The following is a 23300-nucleotide window of genomic DNA, read 5'->3' as shown; positions in this document are numbered from 1 at the left end:
AATGAAAGCCATCATCGGACGTTGGATCGTTTTCATCATTGGCCTTTCGGCCGTCACCGTGATCGCCCTTTTCGCGATCAAGGATAGCCTGGCGACGGGCGATACCCGCACCGTTTCGAACTACAAGCCATGGGAAGAAGCCACGCTCGAGAAGGCGGCGCTGCTTCCGATCCAGGAAGGCGGTCGCGTCAAGCCGCTGGGTACGTATGCGGGCTTCACGATGCTGGGCCTTCACGGTGCCCGGAAGATGGAAATCGTCGGTGAGGGGGGCAAGAAGGTCGTCATCGAGCCTCTGGCATGGATGCTGGATTGTCTTTTCCGTCCGGAGCTTGCGAATGATCTGCCAACCTTCCGCGTGGACAATGCCGAAGTGCTGGATGCCGTGGGCATCAAGTCGAAAGGCCGCCGTGACCGCTATAGCTACAATGACCTGAAGCCCGGCCTCGAGAAACTCAAGCAGATGGGCTCCGCGTACGAGGAAATCTCGAAGCGCGATCCCAAGCTGTTGAAACCGGTCGAGCAGCAGACGCTGACAATGGCTTACACGGTCCGGAACTATGAGTTCCTGACCAGCTACATGGACTTCGCGCGCAATGGTCTACTTCCCGGATCCGCGACCGCGGAGGGCAAGCTGCTTCCCGTGAGCGAGGTGATGCAGGCGGCCCCGAAAATCCGTGCGGAGCTGCAGAACGCGGCGAATGGCCAGCAAGTTTCCAGCGAGGTGCAGACGATCAGCGTGCTGATCGAGCAAGCCGCGAATTCGGCGCGCTACGGTTTGAACCTGTTCCCGCCGTCGAACGCCGATGATGACAAATGGCTCAGCGCGGGCGACCGAATCTTCCACGTTTTCACTGGGATGACCCGCGAGCCGGAACAGGCGGTGAAGGACATCAAGGCGCTCGAAGATGTCGTTCAGTCACTCAAGACGGGAGAAGGAGCTTTTCGGGACAAATTCTCTGCTTTGGAAGATGGCGTTGTCGCTCGTGCCGAGGCGCGCAACGAGTATAAGTCCGTTCCACTTGAGGCCTCTTACTTCAAGAAGAACTGGTTCCTCTATGCGCTCGCTTGGTTCCTGATCGCGGTAATCTTTTCGGCGGTGATGTTCTTCGCCGGTCAGTCGAAAGCGGGCAAGTTCAGCTACCGCGCCACGATCGTCTGCATGATCTTCGGCTTCGTCTATCTGGTCATCCCGATCGTGAAGCGCTCCATCATTATGGACCGCCCGCCGGTGGGGAATCTCTACGATACCATCATCTTCATCGACATGGCCTTGGTGGGCTTTGCTCTGCTGGTGGAGTGGATGACCCGGAAGCGCTTCGTGCTCGGCATCACGCCGATCGTCGCTGCCTTCCTCATCGTGCTCGCCCGCCGCTTCGAAGTGGGCGAGGGCAAGGACCACCTGGACCCGCTGGTAGCCGTGCTCCGCTCGAACTATTGGCTTACCACCCACGTGATCACCATCACGCTGGGCTACGCCAGCGGGCTGATCACCGCGCTTCTCTCGATCGTTTACATCCTGCTCCGCAGCCTCGGTCTCGATGCCGGTGACGCATCGCTGCGCCGCTCCGTGACGCGTGCGGTCTACGGCTGTGTGTGTCTCACCCTCACGCTTTCCCTGATCGGCACCGTGCTCGGCGGCATCTGGGCAAATGATTCCTGGGGACGCTTCTGGGGATGGGACCCGAAGGAAAACGGCGCGCTGATGATTGTTCTCTGGAGTCTCGCGATCCTCCACGCCCGTCTTGGCGGCTTCATCAAGGAGTGGGGCCTGCACATCTGCGGGATCTTCACCGCCATCGTGGTGGCCTTCTCTTGGTGGCACGTGAATTTCCTCAATGTCGGCCTGCACAACTACGGCTTCGCTGCCGACAAAAAGATGTGGGTGGTCATTTTCTACGGGGTCATGCTCGGCTTCATGCTCTGGGGTGCCATCGCCTGCTTGGTCGAGAAGCTCGGCACGGGTGGCGGCCTCTCCAAGAAATCGGAGGAGCCTGCTGCGATCGGTGGGAAGGGCGTGGAAGCCTGAGCAAGTCGACGCTCCCCGGTAGGGTGGGGCGGTCTGCGGCGATTCTTCCGCTGTGGAAGGCGGATACTCCTGTCCGCCACCCGGCGCGTCCACCGGACTCGGGTCCTTTATGACAATCTGTCCAACAACCTAATCCTTGTTGGGGCGTAGGCTCTTTTGTTTCCTCCTGCCCCATGAGATCCCGCTTCCTCCACGGCTTTGCCTCGATCGCGCTCACTGCCCCCGTTCACGCGGAAGGCGAATGGAAAAGCCTTTTCAATGGCAAGGATCTCAGCGGCTGGACCGTCACCGTCGACAAACTGCCGGTGGGACAGGACCCCGACCGGATCGTGCAGGTGCGGGATGGGGCCATCCACATGTATGCGGATAGTGATCCGGATGCGAAGGTCCCCTTTGGCGTGATCACCCACGAGAAGACCTTCTCGCGCTTTCACCTCGCGCTGGAGTACCGCTGGCTTGAGAAGAAATTCGCGCCGCGAAAGGACGCCATCCGGGATGCCGGCCTGCTCTACCACACATCCGGCATCGAGAAGATCTGGCCGCCCTCCGTGGAGTATCAGATCCAAGAAGGCGATAGTGGGGACATCATCTTCATCCAGGAGAGCGGCTTCAGTTGGGCCCATCCTTTTCCCGATCAGGCCCCGCAGGGACAGGGCGATGCTTCCTTGCTCCCGGAGAACGGGGGCTTCTTGCGGAAAGCGAAGAACCAGACCTACTTCGGCCGCTTTCCCGAATACGACCATCCCGGCTGGAACCGCGCGGAGGTGATCGTGCATGCGGATGAATCCGCCGAGCACATCCTGAACGGCCATGTCCGCTCGCGCGTGGAGCACATGCAGCACCTGACCGGCGGCGCGCTGAAGGAAGGAAAGATCTGCCTGCAGTTCGAAGGTGCCGAGCTCCAGTACCGCAAGATCGAGATCAAGGAACTCGATGAACCGCTGCGTCCTGAGAAGACCCTGCTCAGCCTGAGCGCCGTGAAAGACAAGCCTGCACGGAGCGCCATGCTGACCGTGAAGAATCCGCTCGATCGCTCGCTTCCCTCAAGCCTCTCCATCACTGGCAAGGATGCCGGAGCCTTCAGTGCCTCTTCCTCCGTCGCAGAACTCGCCCCGGGAGCGACGATGGAGATCGAAGTGCATTTCCGCCCCATTCACGGTGCAGGCCGCTACAGCGCGGGCTTGCGCATCGGCACGCCCGAGAGCGGTGCCTTCGTGATCCTGCAAGGGATCGGCCTCGCTGCCTTCGAAGGGAAGAACGAGCCGTCATTGCAGTCCATTGTCCACGCGCTTGGCATCCCGCTGGATGTCGGTGGTAGCAAGCTCGAGCTCGATACCAAGGCAGACAAGCTGGGCGATGGTGTTGCCATTCCCTACTTCAAGAAAGCAGGGGAGGGGAAAGTGAAGATCACCCCCGTGGCCCGCTTCTCGCCGCCCGGCATCACGCCCATCGGGATCGTGGCCAAGGGCAGCACCGATCTCATCGAGGTTGCCAAGCTCGCCGACTCCTCCGCCATCGCCGATGCCCACCAGCGCCTTATGCCGCCCCTTGATGGCGGTAAGAGCTTCGTGGAATTCGACCCCGCACCGGAAGCCTTCGCCATCTACATGAAGGCTCACCAATACACCTCCTTCACCGATCCCAAGCTGCCGACCGAAGCCAAGATCCCGCACACCGCCCGAGTCTTCCCCGTCACCAACTTCCAAGGCCGTGAAATGAAGAACGCCTGGCTCGTCGGCTTCGAAGAAGCCGCCAACGGCGACTATCAGGATGCCGCGTTCTTGATCGAGAACGTCACGCCCGAATAATGTAGGGCATTCGTGGGATGCGGAGCCGTCCTTGAAGGCCTGTGTTGTTCGGACACAGGCCTTCGCCTTTGCTCAATCCTTCTCCGTCTCGATGTCCGGCAGGAAGATTGTCAGGATCCCGATCAGTGGCAGGTAGGCACAGATCTGGAACACGAAGTTGATCCCGTGGTGGTCGGCCACATTGCCCAACACCGCGGAGCCAATTCCCGCGATCCCGAAAGCCAGGCCGAAGAACAGGCCCGCGATCATCCCCACCTTCCCCGGCAGCAGTTCCTGTGCATACACGAGGATCGCCGAGAACGCGGAAGCCAGAACGAGCCCGATGATCACCGTCAGGAAGGCCGTCATTCCCAAGCCGACGTGCGGGAGCAGCAGCGAGAACGGGGCCACTCCCAGAATCGATGCCCAGATGACCCGCTTCCTCCCGATGCGGTCGCCTACCGGACCACCCACGATGGTGCCCACCGCCACCGCGGCCAGCAGGACAAAGAGGTAGTACTGCGACTCCTGCACGGACACGTGGAAGCGATCGATCAGGTAGAAGGTGTAGTAGCTGGTGAGCGAGGCCAGATAGACATACTTCGAGAAGGTCAAAGCCACCAGCACCGCCAGCGCGATCGTCACGGTCCGCTTTGAGAACGTTGCGCCCGAGTTCGAGCGCGCCGCCTTCGGACGCATCCGGTGGAAGTTCCTGCCTTGCCAGCGGCCCACCAGAGTGAGGATCACCACACCCAGCAGCGCCACCGCAGAGAATGCGAGGATCGAACGTTGTCCATGCGGCACGATGATCAAAGCCGCCAGCAAAGGCCCGATCGCGCTTCCCGCATTGCCGCCCACTTGGAACAGCGACTGCGCCAGACCGCGCCGCTTGCCAGCTGCCATGTAGGCAATCCGTGAAGCTTCCGGGTGAAAGACCGCGGAGCCGGTGCCGATCGCCGCGGCGGACATCAGGATCGTGGCGAAGCTCGTCGAGTTCGCCAGGCAGATCAGGCCGATCAGCGTGAAGGTCATCCCGATCGGCAGGGAGAAGGGCATCGGCCTCTTGTCCGTGATCAGGCCCACCACCGGCTGCAAGAGGGACGCGGTGAGCTGGAAGGTGAAGGTGATCATCCCGAGCTGCGTGAAGCTCAGTTGATACGAGCTCTTCAAGATCGGATAAATGGAAGGTAGCAGCGCCTGGATCGTGTCATTGAGCATGTGCGCGATGCTGATGGAGAACAGCAGCGCGAAGACAGTATCCGTGGCCGACCTTGCCGGCACGGTCTCGGGATCCGTGGCAATGGTTTCTTGCATGGGGGCGGGAGCATCGCCGGGCAGCTGCCCGCGGGCAATTTTTCCGACCGGTGCTAGGCCGGGTCTTTCTGGTATTTTTCTCGGATTTCCTCCCGGAACTCCGCAGGCGTCTGCTCTTGGTAACGGCGGAAGAAGCGCGCAAAGTAGGAGGGATCCTTGAATCCGAGCCGGAAGCCGATCTCGGAGACGCTGAGCCCGGAATAAAGGAGCAGCCGCTTCGCATCCAGCAAGCGGCGTTTGCGGATATGCTCTCCTGCCGGTGTACCGGTGGTCTCGCGGATCACATCATTCAGGTGATTGTTCGTCACTCCCAGCTCTCTGGCGTAGGGCTCCAGCGCCTGCCATTCCCGGAAGTGACGCTCTACCAGCAGCTGGAAATCACGGGCTAGTGCACTCGACCGGCTTGAGGGAAGCGAGGCATCGCCCTCCGCGCGCCAGCGGCTGGCTTTTACCAGCAAGATGCGCAGCAGTGCCCGCACGATCTCCGATGCACCGGGCCGGGCTTGATCAAACTCGTTTTGAATCTCGCGGAAGACCCTGCGGACATCCTCGAGGGCGCGATCCGGCACTTCCATCCACGGCGCGAAGTCCGGTGCGTAGAAAAAAGGGAGATCCAGCAGCAAGCTCGGGGACCCCGCCGCGCCGGCATCGAAAAATTCACGGGTGAAGGAGAGGATGGTCCCATCCGTTTCCCCTCCGGAGATGGCCGCGTGGACTTGCCCGGGGCTTAGGAAGAAGAGCGTGTTTCCATGCACCCGCTGCTCGCGGAAATCGTGCATCAGGAGCGCTTCCCCGAGGATCAGGGAGACTTGGAAGAAGTCATGATAGTGGGGGGCGAGTAAGGTGGGATTCCACGCCCGCGATTCCTGATAGGGCACCGCCACGAAGCCTTCCGCGCGAAGCTCCGAGCCCCGGTAGTCACCGAGGCCGACGGCAGGAATCGCTTCGCGTCTCATTGATGGAGGGAATTGGAGCGGAAATATCGCCGGGGGGCGAGTGCTGTCATCTTTCCGGCGTGCGGAAAGACCGGACCCGGGTGGAAAGTAGCCGGACCATGAAAATCCCGTTCCTCGCCTTTTCGTCCGTCCTCCTTGCCTCCGCCGTGCATGCCGGAACCGGCGTCGGTGCCAAGCCGATCGAAGGCGCCGAGGTGGTCTTCGATGGCTCCCGCGAGATGCTCGATTCCAAGTGGACCTACTGGCAGGGACCGCGCTTTGCCTCCTCGCTCCCGATCAAGTGGAAGATCGTCGAGGATCCTGCGGACAAGAGTGCCACCGTGGTGATGACCGATGACCCGGCCGCCAAAGGTGGAAACTATGGCTCTGCCGACATTGTCACGAAGAAGGCCTACAAGGATTTCCGCCTGCACATCGAGTTCTACATCGCCAAGGAAGGCGGGAACAGCGGGGTCTATCTGCAAAACCGCTACGAGATCCAGATCCTCGATGGCGACAAGACCAAGCACGGGCTCGGTGCCGTGATCAATGAAACCGAGTCGCCCTACCACGCTTACAATGGCGTCGGAAAGTGGAACGCTTATGACATTCTCTTCCGCGCCGCGCGATTCAAGGATGGCAAGCTCGTGGAGAAGCCGCTGGTGACCATGTTCTTCAACGGCAAGAAGGTCCACGTGAACCAAACGATCAACCAGGTCTGGGGCGGTCCGAATTCCGGTGTCGATGGTGGCAATGACGACGGCAAGGGCATTACCGACACGCCGCAGGGCCTTAAGCTCCAGGCCGAAGGCCACGATGTGCGCTTCCGCAATATCTGGATCAAGGAGATGGACATCGAAAAAGCCGACACGGATTTCAAGGAGACGGAGTGATCCGCTTCTTGCCCACGCTGCTAGGGCTGCAACATTGAAGAAGAATGGCGCTCAAGAGTGAGCGCCATTGCTTTATTCTCCGGTCGGCGCGGGGTGAATTCGGACGTGGTGTCCGTTTTTGCCTACTTGTGAATAACTTATATCGATTGTGTCCTAGATCTTTCTTGGCAGGTAAACGCGGGGTGATATGTGGGATCTTACCCTAACGGCTGGGAATCCGCCGTTGGGGAATAAACCCAAGAACCCAAACAACCCAAAAAGATGCACACACATCCATCACGGAAGAACTACGTACATTTCCAGCCTCTGGGCTTGGCTATGGGCCTATCGATTGCCTGTGCCGTTCCCGCCAATGCCTTCTGGCCGGCAGACGCGGATACCGCATTCAACTCCTACAACAATGCCTTCTACGTGAGCAATGGAGGCAACGCCTACTACAAGCTGGATACCGGTTCGGGCACCGGTCCCGGCTGGTGGACGCTCGCGGAGCAGATGGAAATGGCGGAGGATGCCCACGACCGGAACCCCACGCAGGGAAACAAGAATATCGTCTCCGCATTGTGCAATGGCTTTGTGGCGCAATATGGGACGCTGTGGACTTCCAATAGCTTCAACGACGACATCGCATGGGCGGTGATCGCCTTTGCACGGGCTTATCAAATCACCGGAAACACTTCCTATCGGGATCGCGCCAAGGCGAACTTCGATGCGATGTATAGCCGTGCCTATGATACCGCCTTGGGCGGTGGACTGTGGTGGACCACGGGAAAGGGTTCGAAGAATGCGTGCATCAATTGTCCCGCATCCATTGGCTCCTACCTGCTCTATCAGATCACCGGGGACTCCGGCTACCTGACGAAATCCCAGAGCCTCTACAACTGGACCCGGAACACGCTCTTCAATGCCTCCACGGGGCAGGTCTATGACAATATCAGCTCCGGTGGTGTCATCACCAACTGGGTCTTTACCTACAACCAGGGAACCTTCATCGGGGCCGCGAACTTCTTGGGCAACGTCAGCGATGCCACCTTGGCGGCGAACTGCACCAAGAACACCCTTTGCACCAACGGCATCCTGCCCGACTCCACGGAGAACAGCGATGGCGGTGGCTTCAATGGCATCTTCATCCGCTGGATGGCGAAGTTCATGAAGGACCGCGGCCTCCAGAGCACCTACCAGCCCTGGCTGCAGCTCAATGCGAACGCGGCATGGAACGTGCGGCGCACATCTGACAATCTGGGCTGGAACAACTGGCGCAGCAATACCCCCACGGGAACCCGATATTCATGGGGCTGCGCGAGCATGCCGCTTATCCTGCAAGTGATCCCTGCGGATGGCGAAGGGATCATGCTCTGCCAGGATATCGACTACCAAGGAGCGCCGAGCCAGTTGATCGCACCGGGGAACTACAGCACATCGCAGCTCCAAGGCCTGAATGTCGCCGACAACTCGGTGACCTCCTTGCGGGTTCCCAGCGGCTGGAAGGTGACGCTCTATGCTGACGACAACCAGACCGGAAGCAGCTGGAGCTACACCGCCGATACCAACTGGATCGGCGCGGCCAATGACGTCGTGAGCTCCTGCAAGATCGAGAATACCGCGGTGATCTTCTATCAGGACGTGAACTACGGAGCATCCCGCGGGGCATCCTTGGCGAAAGGAAACTATACCCTTTCACAGCTCCAGGCGGCCGGCGTTCCGAACGATTGGGCCTCGTCATTGAGAATCCCCGCAGGCTGGACGGTGATCATGTATGAGAACGACAACTTCACCGGCACCTCGTGGACCTTCAGTTCCAGCACCGGCTGGGTGGGCACCACTCCCAATGACAAGATGACCTCATGCAAGATCCAGTAAGCTACCCGTGATCCAGCGCGGGCATCCGCCCGGGTGCCCGCGCCCTTCCTCGAAACCTGCCACATTTGTGAAACTTACCCGCCGACTCGCCGGAGCCTTGCTTCTCGCCGCCGTGATCCTGGCTGCGCTTGCACTGCAGCACGCCCGGCATTCCACCGCACGGGACGGGAAGTCCCGCGGTGATCGGAGCCACGCGGCCTTCGGTTTCGGCCGGAGCGCGAAGCAGCGGGAGCAGGATCCCCTGCGACACCACAGGCTCGCCCAGCGATTGCTCGAGGCGACAAGGGGCACCGCGATGACCAATGAGGCGGGTGATGGTGAAAGCAATTTTCATAAGATGGTGGATTCCTTCGCCGCCGATGACTTTGCCGCCGTGATGGACGAACTGGCATCACTCGATCAAACCGGCGATCTCCGTCTGAAGCTGCTGCTCGCATGGACCGAGCGTGATCCTCACGCCGCGGCATCCTTCGTCGGCGATGGCCCGCTCCCTGTGGAGGCTTCACGGATCGTTGCCGGGTCATGGGCCAAGCACGATCCCGCCGCTGCCCTGTCATGGGCACGAGGGCTTTCGCAGGAAGCCCCGAGGCAGCAGGCACTGATCGGCTGTGGCAGCGAGTTGGCATTTCACGATCCTCAGCAGGCGATCGACCTGGCGATCGAAGCCGGCACTATCCCCGCGACCGAGGAACTCTTGAATCAAGCCGCAGGTGCATGGGCGACCAAGGATCCCGGAAGCGCCGCCGCTTGGGCGAATGCCATCACGGATACCGCTTTGCGCGAGAAGCTCGTTGGCGGAGTCGCAAGCGCATGGGCGGACCAAGATCCCCGTGCCGCATCGAAGCTGGTGATCGATTCCATGCATGACGGCTCCCTTGAAGAGAATGCCCTCGTCGGCATCGTCCAGCGCATTGCATTCAAGGACATGGCAAAAGCCCGTGAATGGGTCGCCCAGTTCCCGGAAGGCCGCATGCGCGAGAGGGCGGAAGCAGAGCTGGCCCGTATCACCGGGCGAATGGGCGGCTCCCCGCTGACAAGCCAGCATTGAGATCAACGCTTGGGGCTGGAACTTCATTCAAGCTGGGCTCTAGTGACGGTCTTATGGACGAGCAACTTTCGCTTCTGGATTCCGCCAAACCTGAGCTCAAGCACAGCATCTATTTCGCGCTGCGCGCCGGAGCCGGTCTCGGTGGCGAGATCATTCGCTACCGGGATGATATCGGCGCTCGCCATCGGATCAAGGGGACGCTTGTCCCGGAGGAGCGATTGCACCTGACGCTGCTCGACGTCGGCACCTTCGCTGGCTTGCCTCCGCGGCTAGCGGACGTTCTCCGCGCCGGAGAAGCGGCATCGGAGTTGATCGCGCCCTTTGAATTCCTGCTGACCCACGTTCAGGCGCATCCTAACGGGGTTCTCATGCTCACCCCGGACGGCCAGGTTCCTCTTCTCAAAACCCTCCGTGAGGAACTGCAACGCCAGATGGTCAGGCAAGGACTCAAGGGCACCGGGAGCTTCAGTCCGCACGTGACCTTGGCCTACCTCAAGCAGCGGCTGGCAAAGGAAGCGATCGGCCCGCTGACCTGGCCGGTCACTGAGATTACACTGATCCACAGCATCGAGAACCAGCCCGAGGTCATCGAACTCGGACGCTGGCCCTTGAGCGGGAAATAGGACGAGGCCAAGGCCTCACTCCGCGTGGTCGTTCACCAGCACGATGCGGTAGCGCGCCTTGCCAGCCCGCAGATGTTCCAAAGCATCGTTCACCTTGGACATTGGGAAAGTCTCCGTGATCGGCGCGATCGAGTGGCGAGCGGAGAACTCCAGCATCTTGTCGATGGTCACCGGGCTGCCCGTTGGCGATCCTGAAATAACCTTCTGCCCCATGATCAGGTCGAAGGCTCCGAGTTGCAGCGGCTCCAGCACTGCACCGACCACATGCAGGCGGCCCTTCGGTGCAAGCGTCCCCAGCAAGCCCGGAACATCGAGCGGCACATTAATTGTGGAAATGATGAGATCCAGGCTACCAGCGAGCTTCTTCAGCGTATCCGGCTGCTTCGTGTTGTGGACGTAGTGCGCGCCCAGCTTCTTCGCCTCCTCCGTCTTGCTATCGCTGGTGGTGAAGGCATGCACCTCGCAGCCCCACTTGTTCGCGAACTGCAGCGCCATGTGGCCCAGACCGCCGATGCCGATCACGCCCACGCGTGCCGTCGGCTGGATGTCGAAAGCCACGAAGGGATTGAACACCGTCACCCCGCCGCAGAGCAGGGGACCGGTCTTCTCGGACGAAAGCGCCTCCGGCAAGGGACGTGCCCAAGTCCATTGTACGCGGATCCGGTCGGCGAAGCCCCCGTGGCGCCCCACGATCGTCCCTTGGCCCTGCGCGCAGAGATTGTGATCTCCCGAAAGGCACTCGTGGCAGGACAGACAGCTGGATGCCGTCCAACCGACACCGACCCGCTGGCCTACCTTCAGGCCCTTGGCATTCTCACCCACAGCCACCACCGTTCCCGCCACCTCATGGCCCGGAACGAAGGGGTAAGCGGACATGCCCCAATCATTGTCGAGCATCGAGAGGTCCGAGTGGCAGATCCCGCAGTGGCTCACCTTGATCTCTACTTCCTCCGGACCCAGTTCACCGGGATCGAAGCTGTAGGGCTCAAGGATTCCTTTGGCGGACGTGGCGGCGTAGGCGTGGAAATCAGGCATCGGAGGAGGTGGTTGGGGGAATGATTCTAGGGATCGAGAGTGACCGATAAGGATCTAGATCCAACAAAGGCGGATGCAAATCCTTTGTTTTGCGGAGTCACGGAACTGTCACCCCGCACGGGCTCCACCCTGTAGCATCACGCCAATGCCCCCAGCTCCTCCCACCGGTCATACAGCCGCGCCACCTCGGCCTTCGCCGCATCCAGCTTGGCAATCGTCGCCGGGATCTCCGCGAAGTTCTTCTGGAACTCCGGGTCATTGAGCTTCCCCTCAAGTTCCGCCACCGCTTCCTCCGCGAGCATGATCGTCTCCTCCATGCCCTCCAACTCCTTGCGCTCGGCCATCGTCAGCTTGCGCGGCTTCGCCTCGGCAGGCGCCGCCGCCTTCTGACGCGTCGCCGCATCGCGTGCTGCCGCTTGGGCATGCACGCGCTCCACCTGTTCACGCGCCTGACGCTTCTCCAGATAGTAGGAATAGTTTCCCGGTTGGACGAAGACGCCATTGTCTTCGAAGGCGATGACCTGATCGCAGATACGGTCCAGGAAATAGCGATCGTGCGAGACCACCAGCACCGTGCCATCGAAGTCCGCCAACGCTTCTTCCAGCATCCGCAGCGAGGGCAAATCCAGATCGTTCGTCGGCTCGTCCAGCACGATCAGGTTGCCGCCGGTCTTCAGCACCTTCGCCAGCATCAGCCGTGCGCGCTCACCTCCGGACAGCAGGTCCACCCGCTCATTGATACGGCGGTCATCGAAAAGGAAACGGCGCAGGTAAGCCCGGGCACCCATCGTCTGGTTGCCGAATTGCACCTTCTCATTGCCATCGGCCACCTCGTCTAACAGTGATCCCGTGCCATCGAGCGCCATGCGGGTCTGGTCGATGTAGTTCACCTTCACCTTCTTCCCGATCGTGGCCTTGCCTTCGGTTGGATCCAGTTGGCCAAGACACACCTTCAGCAGGGTCGTTTTACCCACACCGTTGCGCCCCACGATGCCCGTGCACTGTCCGGGACGGAGTTCGAGATTGAGATGGCGGAAAAGCCAGCGCGGCGAGGTGGCGGTGCCGACATTCACGCCGGCTTCCTCCAGCTCCACCACGATGTTTCCGAGATCCGGCGGTGGTGGGATCAGCAGGTCCATCTCCCGCTCCTCCGGCGGTGCCTGCAGCCCTTCGATCTCGTAGAATTGGTCCAGACGGTGACGCGACTTCGTGCCGCGCGCCTTCACACCGGAGCGCACCCATTCCAGCTCCTCGCGCAGGAAACGCTGGCGGCGCCGCTCCGTCTGCTCGGCAATCTGCTGGCGCACCGCCTTCGATTCCAGATACGCGGTGTAGTTCCCCGGATGTGAGTAGGCCTTGCCATTGTCGATCTCGATGATCCGCGTCGCGATGACATCCAGGAAATAGCGGTCGTGCGTCACGAAGATGACCGCCCCCGAGTAGGTCTTGAGAAAGTCTTCCAGCCAGCGGATCGAGTCGGCATCCAGATGGTTCGTCGGCTCATCCAGTAGCAGCAGGTCCGGCTGGGAGGCCAGCGCCCGGCACAGTGCCACGCGGCGCTTCTCACCCCCGGAAAGCGGACCTACCGATGTCTCCAGCGGCGGCGTTCCCAGTGCGGTCGCGGTCGCCTTGATCCGCGCATCCAGATTCCAGCCATCCGCGTGATCGATCAGGTGCAGCAGGTCCGCCAGTTCGGCCTCCGAACCATCGCCCTGCTCATAGCGTCGGATCGCTTCCACGATATCCGAAGCCCCGGCCGCGATGTTCTCGTGCACGCTCAGCTCCGGATCGAGCTCGAACTCCTGGGGCAGGTAGCCCACCCGCAGCGCCCGGCGCAGCGAGATCTCCCCGGAATCCGCCGGCTGCGAACCCGTGAGAATCTTCAGCAGCGAGGTCTTCCCGCAGCCATTGCGCCCCACTAGCCCGACCTTCTCCCCGGCGGAAACAGCCAGTGTCACGCCATCCAGCAGCGTCTGGTAGCCATAGGACAGGCGGATTTCATTGGCGGAGAGCAGGGCGGACATGAATGAAGACGGGGATTGCCGTTCATGCCGGACGGAAAGGCAAGGGGGAATGGCGAAGCAGGGGACTTGCCGTGGCCTGTACAGGCAAATTGCTTCAGTTTCCGTCCTTTTTGGGACGGGTGGCTCCGTAGTGGTCAAAAACACTCTTCAAGATCAATCCATCTTGCTGCTCGCGAGAGATCCAATTCCGAATTCCTTGGCAATCGCTCAGCTCTTCCAGCCAAGGAATCGCCGTCAAAGCAATGATGTCATTCAGCTCCTGGAATCTCATGTCGTGGGGGATGGAATTTTCCATGTCGAGGAGTTCCTCGTAGCGCGCTCGGTCATCCGCTAGATGGCCTACCCGGATTCTGATGTGACAACGGTATTCAAGAGGCGTTGCTTCATCGCCTAGTTCGGTGATGTAGATGCCTAGATTGAGGTAGAAGGACTTGGCCCACTGCGATCCTTGCACGTTGAAGGTCTGAATAAAACCGCCGCGAACCCGATGCCACGTCGCGTCCTTCTTCTTAAAGCCTGCAGCTTTCATGACCGGGGCGATCGCCCGCAGCAACACGCGCTTTTCGTCGGATGGCATCTTGGATCGCATTGAGATGGTCTGCCGTTAGGCCCCCGGTGCCGGCACCACCCCCAGCTGCACCATCATCGCCAGCGCATCCATGATAATGCGGGTCTCCTTGATCTTCCCGCCCTCCAGCCGGTCGATCACCACGCCCCAGACCCGCACCGGGCGCCCTGTCGCGGGCACGCCTAGGAATTCCGCCTCGTGCGTGCCCGTCCACTCGAAGCGCGTCACCACCTTCTCGCCCTCCGCCACCTGCTCCTGGATCATCCAGTGCATGTCCGGGAAGGCCGTGCGCATTCCCCGGATCACGTCCTTGATTCCCTCCACCCCCGGACCTTGGCCGGGGAAGGGGACAAGCTCGACCACGTCCTCGTGGCAGAACTCGTTGGTGGACTCGATGTTGCCCTGATTGATGGCTTGCTCGATGAAACGGGCGACGATGGCGGCATTGGTTTCCATGGGGGATCGGAGTTTCAGCCATGATGAAGTTTCACGATGGCTTGAAACGCAAGCGGGAAGCGTGGTCCGGCCCCTGCTCCGAACTTGCAATGCGATAAGGGTTGCCCCCCGCGCCGGTCGGGACTACGGGCAGCCCGAATTTTCCAATCCCCACACTGAAATCATGCCAGTCCTCGTAGGTAAGAAAGCTCCGTCCTTCAGCGCCAAGGCCGTCCAAGGTGCCACAATCATCGATGAATTCTCCCTCGATCAGTATCTCGGGGAAAAGTACGTGATCCTCTTCTTCTACCCGAAGGACTTCACTTTCGTCTGCCCAACCGAACTGCACCGCTTCCAGGAAGAACTCCACGAGTTCGAGTCCCGCAATGTCGCCGTCGTCGGTTGTTCCACGGACTCCGAGTTCTCCCACTGGGCATGGCTCCAGACCCCGAAGTCGAAAGGCGGCATCGAAGGCGTGAACTACCCGCTCGTCGCCGATGTGAACAAGACCATCGCCGATGCCTACGATGTCCTCGCCGGTGAATACGAAGTCGACGAAAACGGCAACCTCAGCGTGAAGGGCGAACTCGTCGCCTACCGCGGCCTCTTCCTCATCGATAAGGAAGGCATCGTCCGCCACCAGGTGGTCAACGACATGCCGCTCGGCCGCTCCATCCGCGAAGCCCTCCGCGTCGTGGATGCCCTCCAGCACTTCGAAGAGCACGGCGAAGTCTGCCCGATGGACTGGAGCCGCGGCGACAAGGCCATGAAGCCCGATCACGAAGGCGTCTCCAGCTACCTCGCGAACTAAGTTTCGCTAAAGCATTTCCTAGGCGGGCCGTGGTAATCCTCGGCCCGCTTTTTTTGTGGACCGGGATAAATGGGATGGATCGGATTCTAACGCAGTCTCTCCCTTCGTCGGGTGATTTTCAGGGATCTCATCCTATCAATCCCATCCATCCCGGTCTGATCCTCTCCCGCCCTTGGAACACCCGGCTTTGACAGGGAGGGGGAGATGCGTATTTTCGCCCTCCCAACCACGAACTCACTCCCATGAGCGAAGCCACTCTCGAAACGCATTCCTTCCAGGCCGAAATCAAGCAGCTGCTGGATCTCGTCGTCCACTCCCTCTACACCGACCGCGAGATCTTCCTGCGCGAACTGATCTCGAATGCCTCGGACTCGATGGAGAAGCTCCGTCACCTCCAGGGCACGGAGAAGGACATCCACGACGCAGCCCTTCCGCTGGAGATCCACATCACCACCGATGCCGAGGCGAAGACCCTCACCATCGCCGATCACGGCATCGGCATGACCCGTGGCGAGCTCGTGGAAAACCTCGGCACCATCGCCCACTCCGGCACCAAGGCCTTCCTTCAGGCGATGAAGGAAAGCGGGAACACCCCCGCGAACATGATCGGCCAGTTCGGCGTGGGCTTCTACTCCGCCTTCATGGTCGCTAGCGAGGTCCAAGTCCACACCCATAGCTGGCGTGAGAATGGCGAAAATCTCGTCTGGGTCAGCGATGGCGCCAGCGGCTACTCCATTGAAACCTCCGAAGGCGAACAGCGCGGCGTGAAGCTCGTGCTGAAGCTGAAGGAAGAGCACACCGAGTTCGCCGAGGAGTCCCGCGTGAAGCGCCTCATCGAGCAGTACAGCAACTTCGTCGGCTTCCCGATCCTGCTCAATGGCGAGCGCATCAACAACGTCGAGGCCCTCTGGCTGAAGAACAAGTCCGACGTGACCGAGGAGGAATACAAGGCCTTCTACCAATTCACCGCCCACGCCTACGATGAGCCGGCCTACCGCCTGCACTTCAGCGCGGACGCCCCCATCGCGATCAATGCCCTCGTTTTCGTCCCGAGCGAAAATGTCGAGCGCTTCGGCATGAACAAGATGGAGCCCGCCGTGGCTCTCTACTGCAAGAAGGTCCTCATCGACCCCTCGCCGAAGGGCTTGCTCCCCGAGTGGATGCGCTTCCTGAAAGGTGTGATCGATAGCGCGGACCTGCCGCTGAATATTTCCCGCGAGACGATGCAGGATAGCGCGCTGGTGCGGAAGCTCGGCAGCGTGATCAGCAAGCGCGTGCTGAAGATGTTCGAGAAGGAGGCCGAGTCGGATCCCGAGAAGTTCCAGACCTTCTATAAGAAGTTCGACCGTTTCTTCAAGGAAGGTGTCGCCACCGACTACGCGAACCGCGAGGGCCTCGCGAAGCTCCTGCGCTTCGAGTCCTCCATGACCGAAGACGGCAAGCTCGCCAGCTTTAGCGATTACATCACCCGCGCAAAGGACGGTCAGGACAAGATTTATTACCTCGTCGGCCCCAGCCGCCTCCAGCTCGAGAGCAGCCCCTACATCGAAGCCTTCAAGGCCCGCGGCCTGGAAGTCATCTACTTCACCGATCCGGTCGATGAATACGTCGTCGAGTCGCTCGGCGAGTTCGAGGGCAAGAAGCTCGTCTCCATCAGCCACGCCGGCGTGGAGCTCGATGACAAGGAAGCGGAAGGTGATGCCCTCAGCGCGGAAGCCACCGAAAAGCTCTGCTCCTTCCTCAAGGACGAGCTGGGTGAAAAGGTCACCGCTGTCTCCGCGGGCAAGCGCCTCGTCGATAGCCCGGTGATCGCGCTGGTCCCTCAGGACGGCATGACCGCCCAGATGCGCCGCATGATGAAGGCCATGGATGAGAACTTCCAGGACGACGTGAAGGTCGAGCTGGAGATCAATCCGCGCCACCCGCTGGTGAAGAAGCTTTCCGAAACCCAGGAGAAGAACCCGGATCTCGCGAAGATGGTTGCCAGCCAGATGCTGGACAATGCACTCATCGCCGCGGGCCTGCTGGACGACGCCCGCGATCTCGTGAAGCGCATGAACGCGCTCATGGAAAAAGCGATGGGCTGAAGCTCCTATCAACGATCAATTCGCCGCTCTGCGGCTCAAGGAGGGGGCGCGTCTCGTGCCCCTTTTCTTTTGGGTGGCGTGTCCTTAGCGCTTCTCCTGCTTCAGTTGGATCAGGAAGCGACCACCCTTCCCGTGGTCGTCTCGCTCGAGCAAGATCTCCTCGGTCCCGTCTCTGTCGATGTCAGTGACGGCCACTTGGATGCTTCCGTAGGCCTCCCGATCATCCCGCCAGACGACCTTGCCCTCTTGGTCGAGGATGCGGAAGCTATAGCGCGAATGGCACATGCACATGGCCGTGCTCGGCACGATCAAGATGCGACCTTTGATGTTTGCGGGGAGCGAGATCTCCGTGTCGAAGCCCTCCGCCTTTGGAATCGTGATCCATTCAGCGCCTTCCGGTGGTTCGGCGGAGTGACGCGAGATCTTATAGACGAGATCCGTCTTCTCACTCGTCGGCAGATCGCGCGCTTCCAGTTCGGACCAGTAGGGGATCTCTCCGCCCTTTCGTGCCATCTCGTCGATGGTCGCCGCCAGTTCTTCCCAGGGCAGCTCTCTGGTGGTGGTGAAGCTGCATTTGCGGGCGGCGCGGTTTAGGCTGAGGTGCTCGCAATCCGGGACAAGGATCTGGTGGGCTTTCTGGCTTTCCTTCAGCTCGAGTTCCGGCGTGTGCTTGATGATCCCGGAGATCACGTAAGTGAACTTGCCGTCCTCGTGATGCGTAGCGATGCCGCTGGGGAGCTTGATATTCTCACCTCTCTCGGCTTCTCCGTAAGTCTGGTTCAGGCACGCCAGTAGCGCGAAAGCGGTGAAAACTGCTTTGCCCGGGGATATCTTCATGAATTGCACCGTGCTCTACATCTTGCGGCGCACCAAGGTCGGAAGCGTGAAGAATCCGTGAGGACTGCATCACGGTTTTCTATGCAAGAAAGTTTTCCGGCACCTTCCCTCCATTCGCGGCCAGTTGGCGCATCACCTCCTTGTGCAGCCACACGTTCATCTTCGCGGAGTCCTTCATGTCCCCGCTGTAGTCGAGTTCCTTCGCAAGTTCCTTCCGGGCACTGAGGCTGCTCTCCATGCCGATCAGCTTCATGAGATCCACGATGGACTTTTTCCAATCCAGCTTCTCCGGATTCTTCCTCGCGAGTGCATCCAGCACCGCGGCGACGTCGACAGGTTCCGGAAGGGGAGTGGCGACTGGAATCGAACCCGCCTCGGGCGGTGGCGGTGTCGTGGCGGTTGGTGCCGCAGCGGCCTTCACCACCTCGGTGGCCGGGCCGACGATCTTGGTGACGAGCGTGTCGAATAATCCCATGGCATTTGTCAGGCTATGCCGTCGGAGAATAGAGGCAAGATGATTCATCCATCGACGGTAGGGCCTCCGCGGTTCGCTTTGGCTACGGCATCATCTGCAATCCGGAATGTCGATCGCTTGGGGGTGGTTATAAACCCCCACGTTGTATCGGGCCGGAGATCAGCCTAACATCCGGCCAAGTTCGTTGAGAACGATACCGTCAGCCGAGTGCACCGGACGTGTGGTCCGGAGCAGCGGGGGAACCAATCCCGACCGTTTAGCGAAGGCGTTTCGCCTGAGTCGCGGTCTCTGGGGCATACGGCGCCTGCGGCGCCGGGAGCACGTGGTGGCTCCAGCCCGACAGCTAACCCCGTAGGCATCACCGCGGGGCGCGGATCGTTCGGTGCTTCTCCTGATCAGGGAAAATGCCGGAGCCGCCGCCGCTTCGCAAATCCTGAAAGCACATCGCCGACCCCTGCCTCCCGCAGGCGGGGCAGGTTCGGCATCGAAAGATAGAAATCGGAGAAGCATATGATTGCAGGCATTCTGTTTGGCCTGGGAGTCACCGTCGGCATCATCGTCCTGATCGCCGCAGCGGTTTATCTCGTCTTGGGCGTGCGTTACATTCCTCACCGCAGGGTGGGTGTCATTGAGAAGCTATGGTCGGCCAGCGGATCGCTGACCGAAGGCCGCATCATCGCCCTGAATGGCGAGGCCGGTTATCAGGCGAAGGTCCTGCGCGGCGGCCTCTACTTCGGCTACCCCTTCTGGAAGTACAATATCCACAAGGTGCCGCTGGTCACCGTTGCGGAAGGCCGCATCGGCTACGTCTATGCGCGGGACGGACAACCTTTGCCTCCGGTGCAAACGCTCGGGCGCATCGTGGGGTGCAATGGCTTCCAGGACGCCGTCGGCTTCTTGGAAAACGGTGGGCAACGTGGTCGTCAGCGGGGCATCCTGCGTGAGGGTGTGTATGCCATCAACACCGCCGTCTTCATGGTGATCACCGAAACCGGAGTTCATACCGGTCCGATCTCGACGGAAGAGAACCGCATGGCACAGCATTGGCTTGAGGAGTTGCAAGGCGTCTCCGGCTTCACCCCGGTGATCGTTGGCAATCCGAAGGCCCGTCCCGTGGAGCCTCCGCCGACTCCGAATGGTCTTTCCGAGTCGGACAATGTCGGCGTGGTGACGGTACATGATGGCCCTACCTTGGAAGGCGGCGAGGTGATCGCTCCCGACGTTCGGGATTCGCAAGGCAGTGGTCATAACTACTATCAGGACCCCGAGCATTTTCTCACCCTCGGTGGCCGTCGCGGCAAGCAACTCCAAGTGTTGACCGACGGTACCTATTTCATCAACCGTTGGTTCGCCACGGTCGAGCTGAAGCCAAAGACCCTGATCCCCATCGGCTACGTGGGCGTGGTGATCGGCTATTTCGGTGGCGATGGCACGGACGTGACCGGCGCGAACTTCCGCTATGGCGAGCAGGTGGAAAGCGGCCGCCGCGGTGTCTGGAAGCAGGCGCTCACTCCCGGAAAATACGCGCTGAATCCTTACGCCTTGAAGGTGGAGCTCGTGCCCACCGTGAACTTCGTTCTCCGCTGGATCAGCGGGCAAACGGAGAACCACAAATATGACGAACACCTCACCAGCATTCCGCTGATCACCGCGGACGGCTATGAACCTTTGCTTCCTCTGAGCCTGGTTCTCCACATCGACTACCAGAAGGCTCCTCGCGTGGTTCAGCGTTTCGGGGATGTGAATCGCCTGATCAGCCAGACCCTCGATCCCATCCTTACCGCCTATTTCCGCGACGTCGCGCAGAGCAGTAACATGCTCGACCTGTTGACTCGCCGCGAAGAGATCCAGGCCCACGCCACGGAAGAGCTGGGTCGTCGCTTTGAGAGCTATGACATCAATTGCGTTGCGGTGCTGATCGGTCGCCCGGAAAGCGCGAAGCGTCACGATGGGGAGGATCCGATCGATAGTCTCTTCGACCAGCTGCGCCAGCGCCGCTTGGCCGAAGAGCAGAAGGAAACCTTCGCCAAGCAGCAGGAAGCTGCGGCCCGTCTGAAAGAGCTGAACCAAGCGCAAGCCGAGGCAGCCCGTCAAACCCACCTCACCGAGACACAGATCGAGATCCAGGTTGCGGCGAACCGGGGTTCGGCCCAGCTCGCCGAAGCCGAGCGTCTTGCCAAACGTGAGATCGCGATGGCGGAAGGCCAGGCCCGCGTGGCCGAACTCACCGGTCTTGGTGAAGCAGCTCGAATTCGCCAGATTGCCGAAGCAGAAGCCGGACGCATCGCTCGCGTGGGTGAAGCCGAGGCGGACGTTAGCCGCCAGAAGGTCGAGGCGTACGGCGACAACCGTCTCTACGCCCTGAACCTCGTCGCGAGCGAACTGGCAAACAGCAAGCAGCCTCTGGTTCCGGAAAAACTTGTGATGCTCGGCGGAGACGGGAAAGAAGCCGCTCAAGCCGGTGTCTTCCAAGCCATGATCCAGCTCCTCACGGCTTGGGACACCTTGAAGGAGGTGGACGCCCCGGAAGCCGAGGTCACACCCATCGAGCCGAACAAGGCGGCGTAAATGGACGATGCCTGCGGGGCATCCGGCTCACTCACGGTGCCGTCGGATGCCCCCGCCCACTCATGAGGAGGCCTTATCCGGAAAAACTGGGACTGAGAGCCAACTCTGGCAGTAGAATCCCACCCCGGCATGCGCCAAACTTTCTTCCAGCATGCTTTCTACACGCCAGTCCGCTTCACCGGGATTCCCCGCTTCGACGTTCAATGTTGAGCGTTCGATGTTCGCCTCCCCCCGCCGCCTGTTATTTTCCCTATTATCAACAGGTGGAACAGGCGGCTCTGGACATGCGTCTTCACCCCGGATCCCGCACCTTTTTGCCCCTTGCTCCGGCGATATTGCCCGTTGTCGGAATTTTCTTCCTGCCTCGTGATGGGGACGCCATGAAGAAAACCCTTGTCTCCGGCATCCTCGGATTCGCGGCTGCGACCATCACCGCATCGGCCGCTCCGAAAACCATCACCCTCAATGCCGCGTCTTACCCCGCAGGCGCTCCGATCACCGCGACCTTCGGCGGCGGTCCCGGCAATCCCGATGACTGGATCGGCTTCTTCCCAGCCAGCATCACGAATCCCTCCACGGGAACTTACCTCGATTGGCGCTACACCAACGGCACGCAGACCGCGGGTGGAAACTTGAAAAGCGGCAGCGTGACCTTCGCCAATCCCACCCTCCTTCCCGGCAGCTACAAGGCTTGGTATCTTGCCGCGAACGGCTACACGAAAATTGCGGGGCCCGCTTCCTTCACAATCACTCCCACCGGCGGCCCCGCCCAACCGACTTGGGTCGTGAACAGCTTCATCCAGCGCCACGCGGTCGCAGGGCAAGCCTACACGGGAAAGATTCACTCCTACGCCTACGATCCTGATCCCGGTGATGCCTTGTCTTTTTCGAAGGTGTCCGGCCCCGCATGGCTTCAAGTATCCACCGCCGGCGCTATCTCGGGAACCCCGGCGAACGGTGATGCCGGGACGGGCAACTTTGTGATTCGCGCCACCGACCTGCTGGGGAATTCCAGCACTGCGACCATGTCCATTCCGGTTTATCTCGCCGGCCAGGAGCAGATCTCCGAAGTACGAGTGATGTCGTATAACCTCTGGCATGGCTGGGGTCAGGTAAACCAAGGTGCCGCCAAAGGGATCCGCTCGATCATCGAAGCCGACGTGGATATCATCGGCACCCAGGAGACCGACGACAACGCTTCCGGCTCGAATGCCTATCGGGTCCAGACCATCGCCAACGAACTCGGCTGGTACTACAGTCCCACCGGCTCTGGCGATAGCGGGATCGCAAGCCGCTATCCGATCACCGCTGCCTACACGGCCGCGAACGGCGTGGCCAAGGGGGCTCGCATCCGTCTCTGCAGCCAGCCGCTACGCGAAGTGGTGATCTTCAATACCCACCTCGACTACCTGCACTATGGCCCCTACGAGGCGAAGCGCTCAGGCTCCTCGAATGCCAGCGTGCTCACCGAGGAACTGGCCTCCCAGCGCGATGAGCAGATCGCCGATGTCCTCAGCGGTATGAGTTCGCATCTGGCCGCGGCCAATACCGTGCCGGTCTTCTTCACTGGGGACTTCAATTGCCCATCGCACCTCGATTGGACCGCCACGAATGCTTCTGCTCATTACGGGAAAGTAGTGCAGTGGCCGGTAACCGTGGCCATCGCGAATGCGGGACTCACCGACTCGTTCCGTCAGATCTATCCGAACCCGGTTTCCCATCCCGGCGTCACTTGGTCGCCTCTTTATAGCAGCCCGGATGAGCCGCAGGACCGGATCGACTTTGTCTTCCACAAGGGAAGCCCCGCCACACCCCTCGCCGCGGAGATCTTCACGAATGCGGTGGAAAACAAAGGCTTCGTCTACGGCGACAACGTACAGGCCGCCCGTAGCAACACCTGGCCGAGCGATCACGCCTCGGTGATCGTCACCTTCCAGCTTTCCTGGCCTTGAGGATTGCCAGGAAATAAAAAAGCCG

Annotated in this window: 18 protein-coding genes and 1 riboswitch; of the genes, 10 read left to right on the top strand and 8 right to left on the bottom strand. The window is 60.6% G+C overall.

Annotated elements, in window-relative coordinates; translation table 11 throughout:
- The first annotated feature begins 1 nt into the window (after position 1).
- The gene (locus HHL09_RS04280; protein ID WP_169453242.1) at positions 2 to 2026 is read left to right on the top strand and encodes a cytochrome c biogenesis protein; all 2025 of its coding nucleotides are present in this window, start codon (positions 2 to 4) and stop codon (positions 2024 to 2026) included.
- A gap of 173 nt (positions 2027 to 2199) precedes the next feature.
- Entirely contained in the window at positions 2200 to 3834 is a 1635-nt protein-coding gene (locus HHL09_RS04275; protein ID WP_169453241.1) for a 3-keto-alpha-glucoside-1,2-lyase-like domain-containing protein, read from the top strand.
- A 72-nt stretch (positions 3835 to 3906) separates the two neighbouring features.
- Here the strand turns inward: HHL09_RS04275 and HHL09_RS04270 are convergent, their stop codons facing one another.
- Positions 3907 to 5127, bottom strand: coding sequence for an MFS transporter (locus HHL09_RS04270; protein ID WP_169453240.1), 1221 nt, complete (start codon positions 5125 to 5127; stop codon positions 3907 to 3909).
- A 53-nt stretch (positions 5128 to 5180) separates the two neighbouring features.
- Positions 5181 to 6083 (bottom strand): helix-turn-helix domain-containing protein, encoded by a 903-nt coding sequence (locus HHL09_RS04265; protein ID WP_169453239.1) that lies wholly within the window; start codon positions 6081 to 6083, stop codon positions 5181 to 5183.
- 98 nt (positions 6084 to 6181) lie between these two features.
- On the opposite strand from HHL09_RS04265, the gene HHL09_RS04260 reads away from it, so the two are divergent.
- From HHL09_RS04260 to HHL09_RS04245, 4 genes are all read left to right on the top strand, one after another.
- Entirely contained in the window at positions 6182 to 6955 is a 774-nt protein-coding gene (locus HHL09_RS04260; RefSeq protein WP_169453238.1) for a 3-keto-disaccharide hydrolase, read from the top strand.
- Between the two features lie 261 nt (positions 6956 to 7216).
- Positions 7217 to 8812, top strand: coding sequence for a glycoside hydrolase family 76 protein (locus tag HHL09_RS04255; protein WP_169453237.1), 1596 nt, complete (start codon positions 7217 to 7219; stop codon positions 8810 to 8812).
- A gap of 67 nt (positions 8813 to 8879) precedes the next feature.
- On the top strand, positions 8880 to 9860 hold the full coding sequence (locus HHL09_RS04250) for a hypothetical protein (protein WP_169453236.1): 981 nt from the start codon (positions 8880 to 8882) through the stop codon (positions 9858 to 9860).
- Between the two features lie 53 nt (positions 9861 to 9913).
- Positions 9914 to 10483: a 2'-5' RNA ligase family protein gene (locus HHL09_RS04245; RefSeq protein WP_169453235.1), complete on the top strand. Its 570-nt coding sequence runs from the start codon at positions 9914 to 9916 to the stop codon at positions 10481 to 10483.
- A 15-nt stretch (positions 10484 to 10498) separates the two neighbouring features.
- On the opposite strand, the gene ahr is transcribed toward HHL09_RS04245, so the two are convergent.
- The 4 genes from ahr to HHL09_RS04225 form a co-directional block, all read right to left on the bottom strand.
- Entirely contained in the window at positions 10499 to 11518 is a 1020-nt protein-coding gene (gene ahr / locus HHL09_RS04240; RefSeq protein WP_169453234.1) for an NADPH-dependent aldehyde reductase Ahr, read from the bottom strand.
- Positions 11519 to 11655: 137 nt separating this feature from the next.
- Entirely contained in the window at positions 11656 to 13542 is a 1887-nt protein-coding gene (locus HHL09_RS04235; RefSeq protein WP_169453233.1) for an ABC-F family ATP-binding cassette domain-containing protein, read from the bottom strand.
- Positions 13543 to 13636: 94 nt separating this feature from the next.
- Complete coding sequence (locus HHL09_RS04230; RefSeq protein ID WP_169453232.1) at positions 13637 to 14119, bottom strand: DUF4304 domain-containing protein; 483 nt, start codon at positions 14117 to 14119, stop codon at positions 13637 to 13639.
- Positions 14120 to 14146: 27 nt separating this feature from the next.
- The gene (locus tag HHL09_RS04225; protein ID WP_169453231.1) at positions 14147 to 14566 is read right to left on the bottom strand and encodes an ester cyclase; all 420 of its coding nucleotides are present in this window, start codon (positions 14564 to 14566) and stop codon (positions 14147 to 14149) included.
- A 163-nt stretch (positions 14567 to 14729) separates the two neighbouring features.
- On the opposite strand from HHL09_RS04225, the gene HHL09_RS04220 reads away from it, so the two are divergent.
- Complete coding sequence (locus HHL09_RS04220) at positions 14730 to 15356, top strand: peroxiredoxin (protein ID WP_169453230.1); 627 nt, start codon at positions 14730 to 14732, stop codon at positions 15354 to 15356.
- A gap of 242 nt (positions 15357 to 15598) precedes the next feature.
- Positions 15599 to 17443, top strand: a complete 1845-nt coding sequence (gene htpG, locus HHL09_RS04215; protein ID WP_169453229.1) for a molecular chaperone HtpG — start codon at positions 15599 to 15601, stop codon at positions 17441 to 17443.
- An 84-nt stretch (positions 17444 to 17527) separates the two neighbouring features.
- Here the strand turns inward: htpG and HHL09_RS04210 are convergent, their stop codons facing one another.
- Entirely contained in the window at positions 17528 to 18280 is a 753-nt protein-coding gene (locus HHL09_RS04210; RefSeq protein WP_169453228.1) for a hypothetical protein, read from the bottom strand.
- A gap of 79 nt (positions 18281 to 18359) precedes the next feature.
- Positions 18360 to 18755 carry a DUF3597 domain-containing protein gene (locus tag HHL09_RS04205; RefSeq protein ID WP_169453227.1) on the bottom strand — a complete coding sequence of 132 codons (396 nt, stop codon included), beginning with the start codon at positions 18753 to 18755 and terminating at the stop codon, positions 18360 to 18362.
- A gap of 191 nt (positions 18756 to 18946) precedes the next feature.
- Positions 18947 to 19128: riboswitch (cyclic di-AMP (ydaO/yuaA leader) on the top strand.
- A gap of 137 nt (positions 19129 to 19265) precedes the next feature.
- Here HHL09_RS04205 and HHL09_RS04200 point away from each other — a divergent pair.
- Positions 19266 to 21323: an SPFH domain-containing protein gene (locus tag HHL09_RS04200; protein WP_169453226.1), complete on the top strand. Its 2058-nt coding sequence runs from the start codon at positions 19266 to 19268 to the stop codon at positions 21321 to 21323.
- 380 nt (positions 21324 to 21703) lie between these two features.
- Positions 21704 to 23275: an endonuclease/exonuclease/phosphatase family protein gene (locus HHL09_RS04195; protein ID WP_169453225.1), complete on the top strand. Its 1572-nt coding sequence runs from the start codon at positions 21704 to 21706 to the stop codon at positions 23273 to 23275.
- The last annotated feature ends 25 nt before the right edge of the window (positions 23276 to 23300 follow it).

Origin of the sequence: Luteolibacter luteus (assembly GCF_012913485.1) — a bacterium.
Lineage (GTDB): Bacteria > Verrucomicrobiota > Verrucomicrobiia > Verrucomicrobiales > Akkermansiaceae > Haloferula > Haloferula lutea.
The sequence above is the reverse complement of the archived record's forward strand: the minus strand, read 5'-3'. Positions and strand labels throughout refer to the sequence as shown.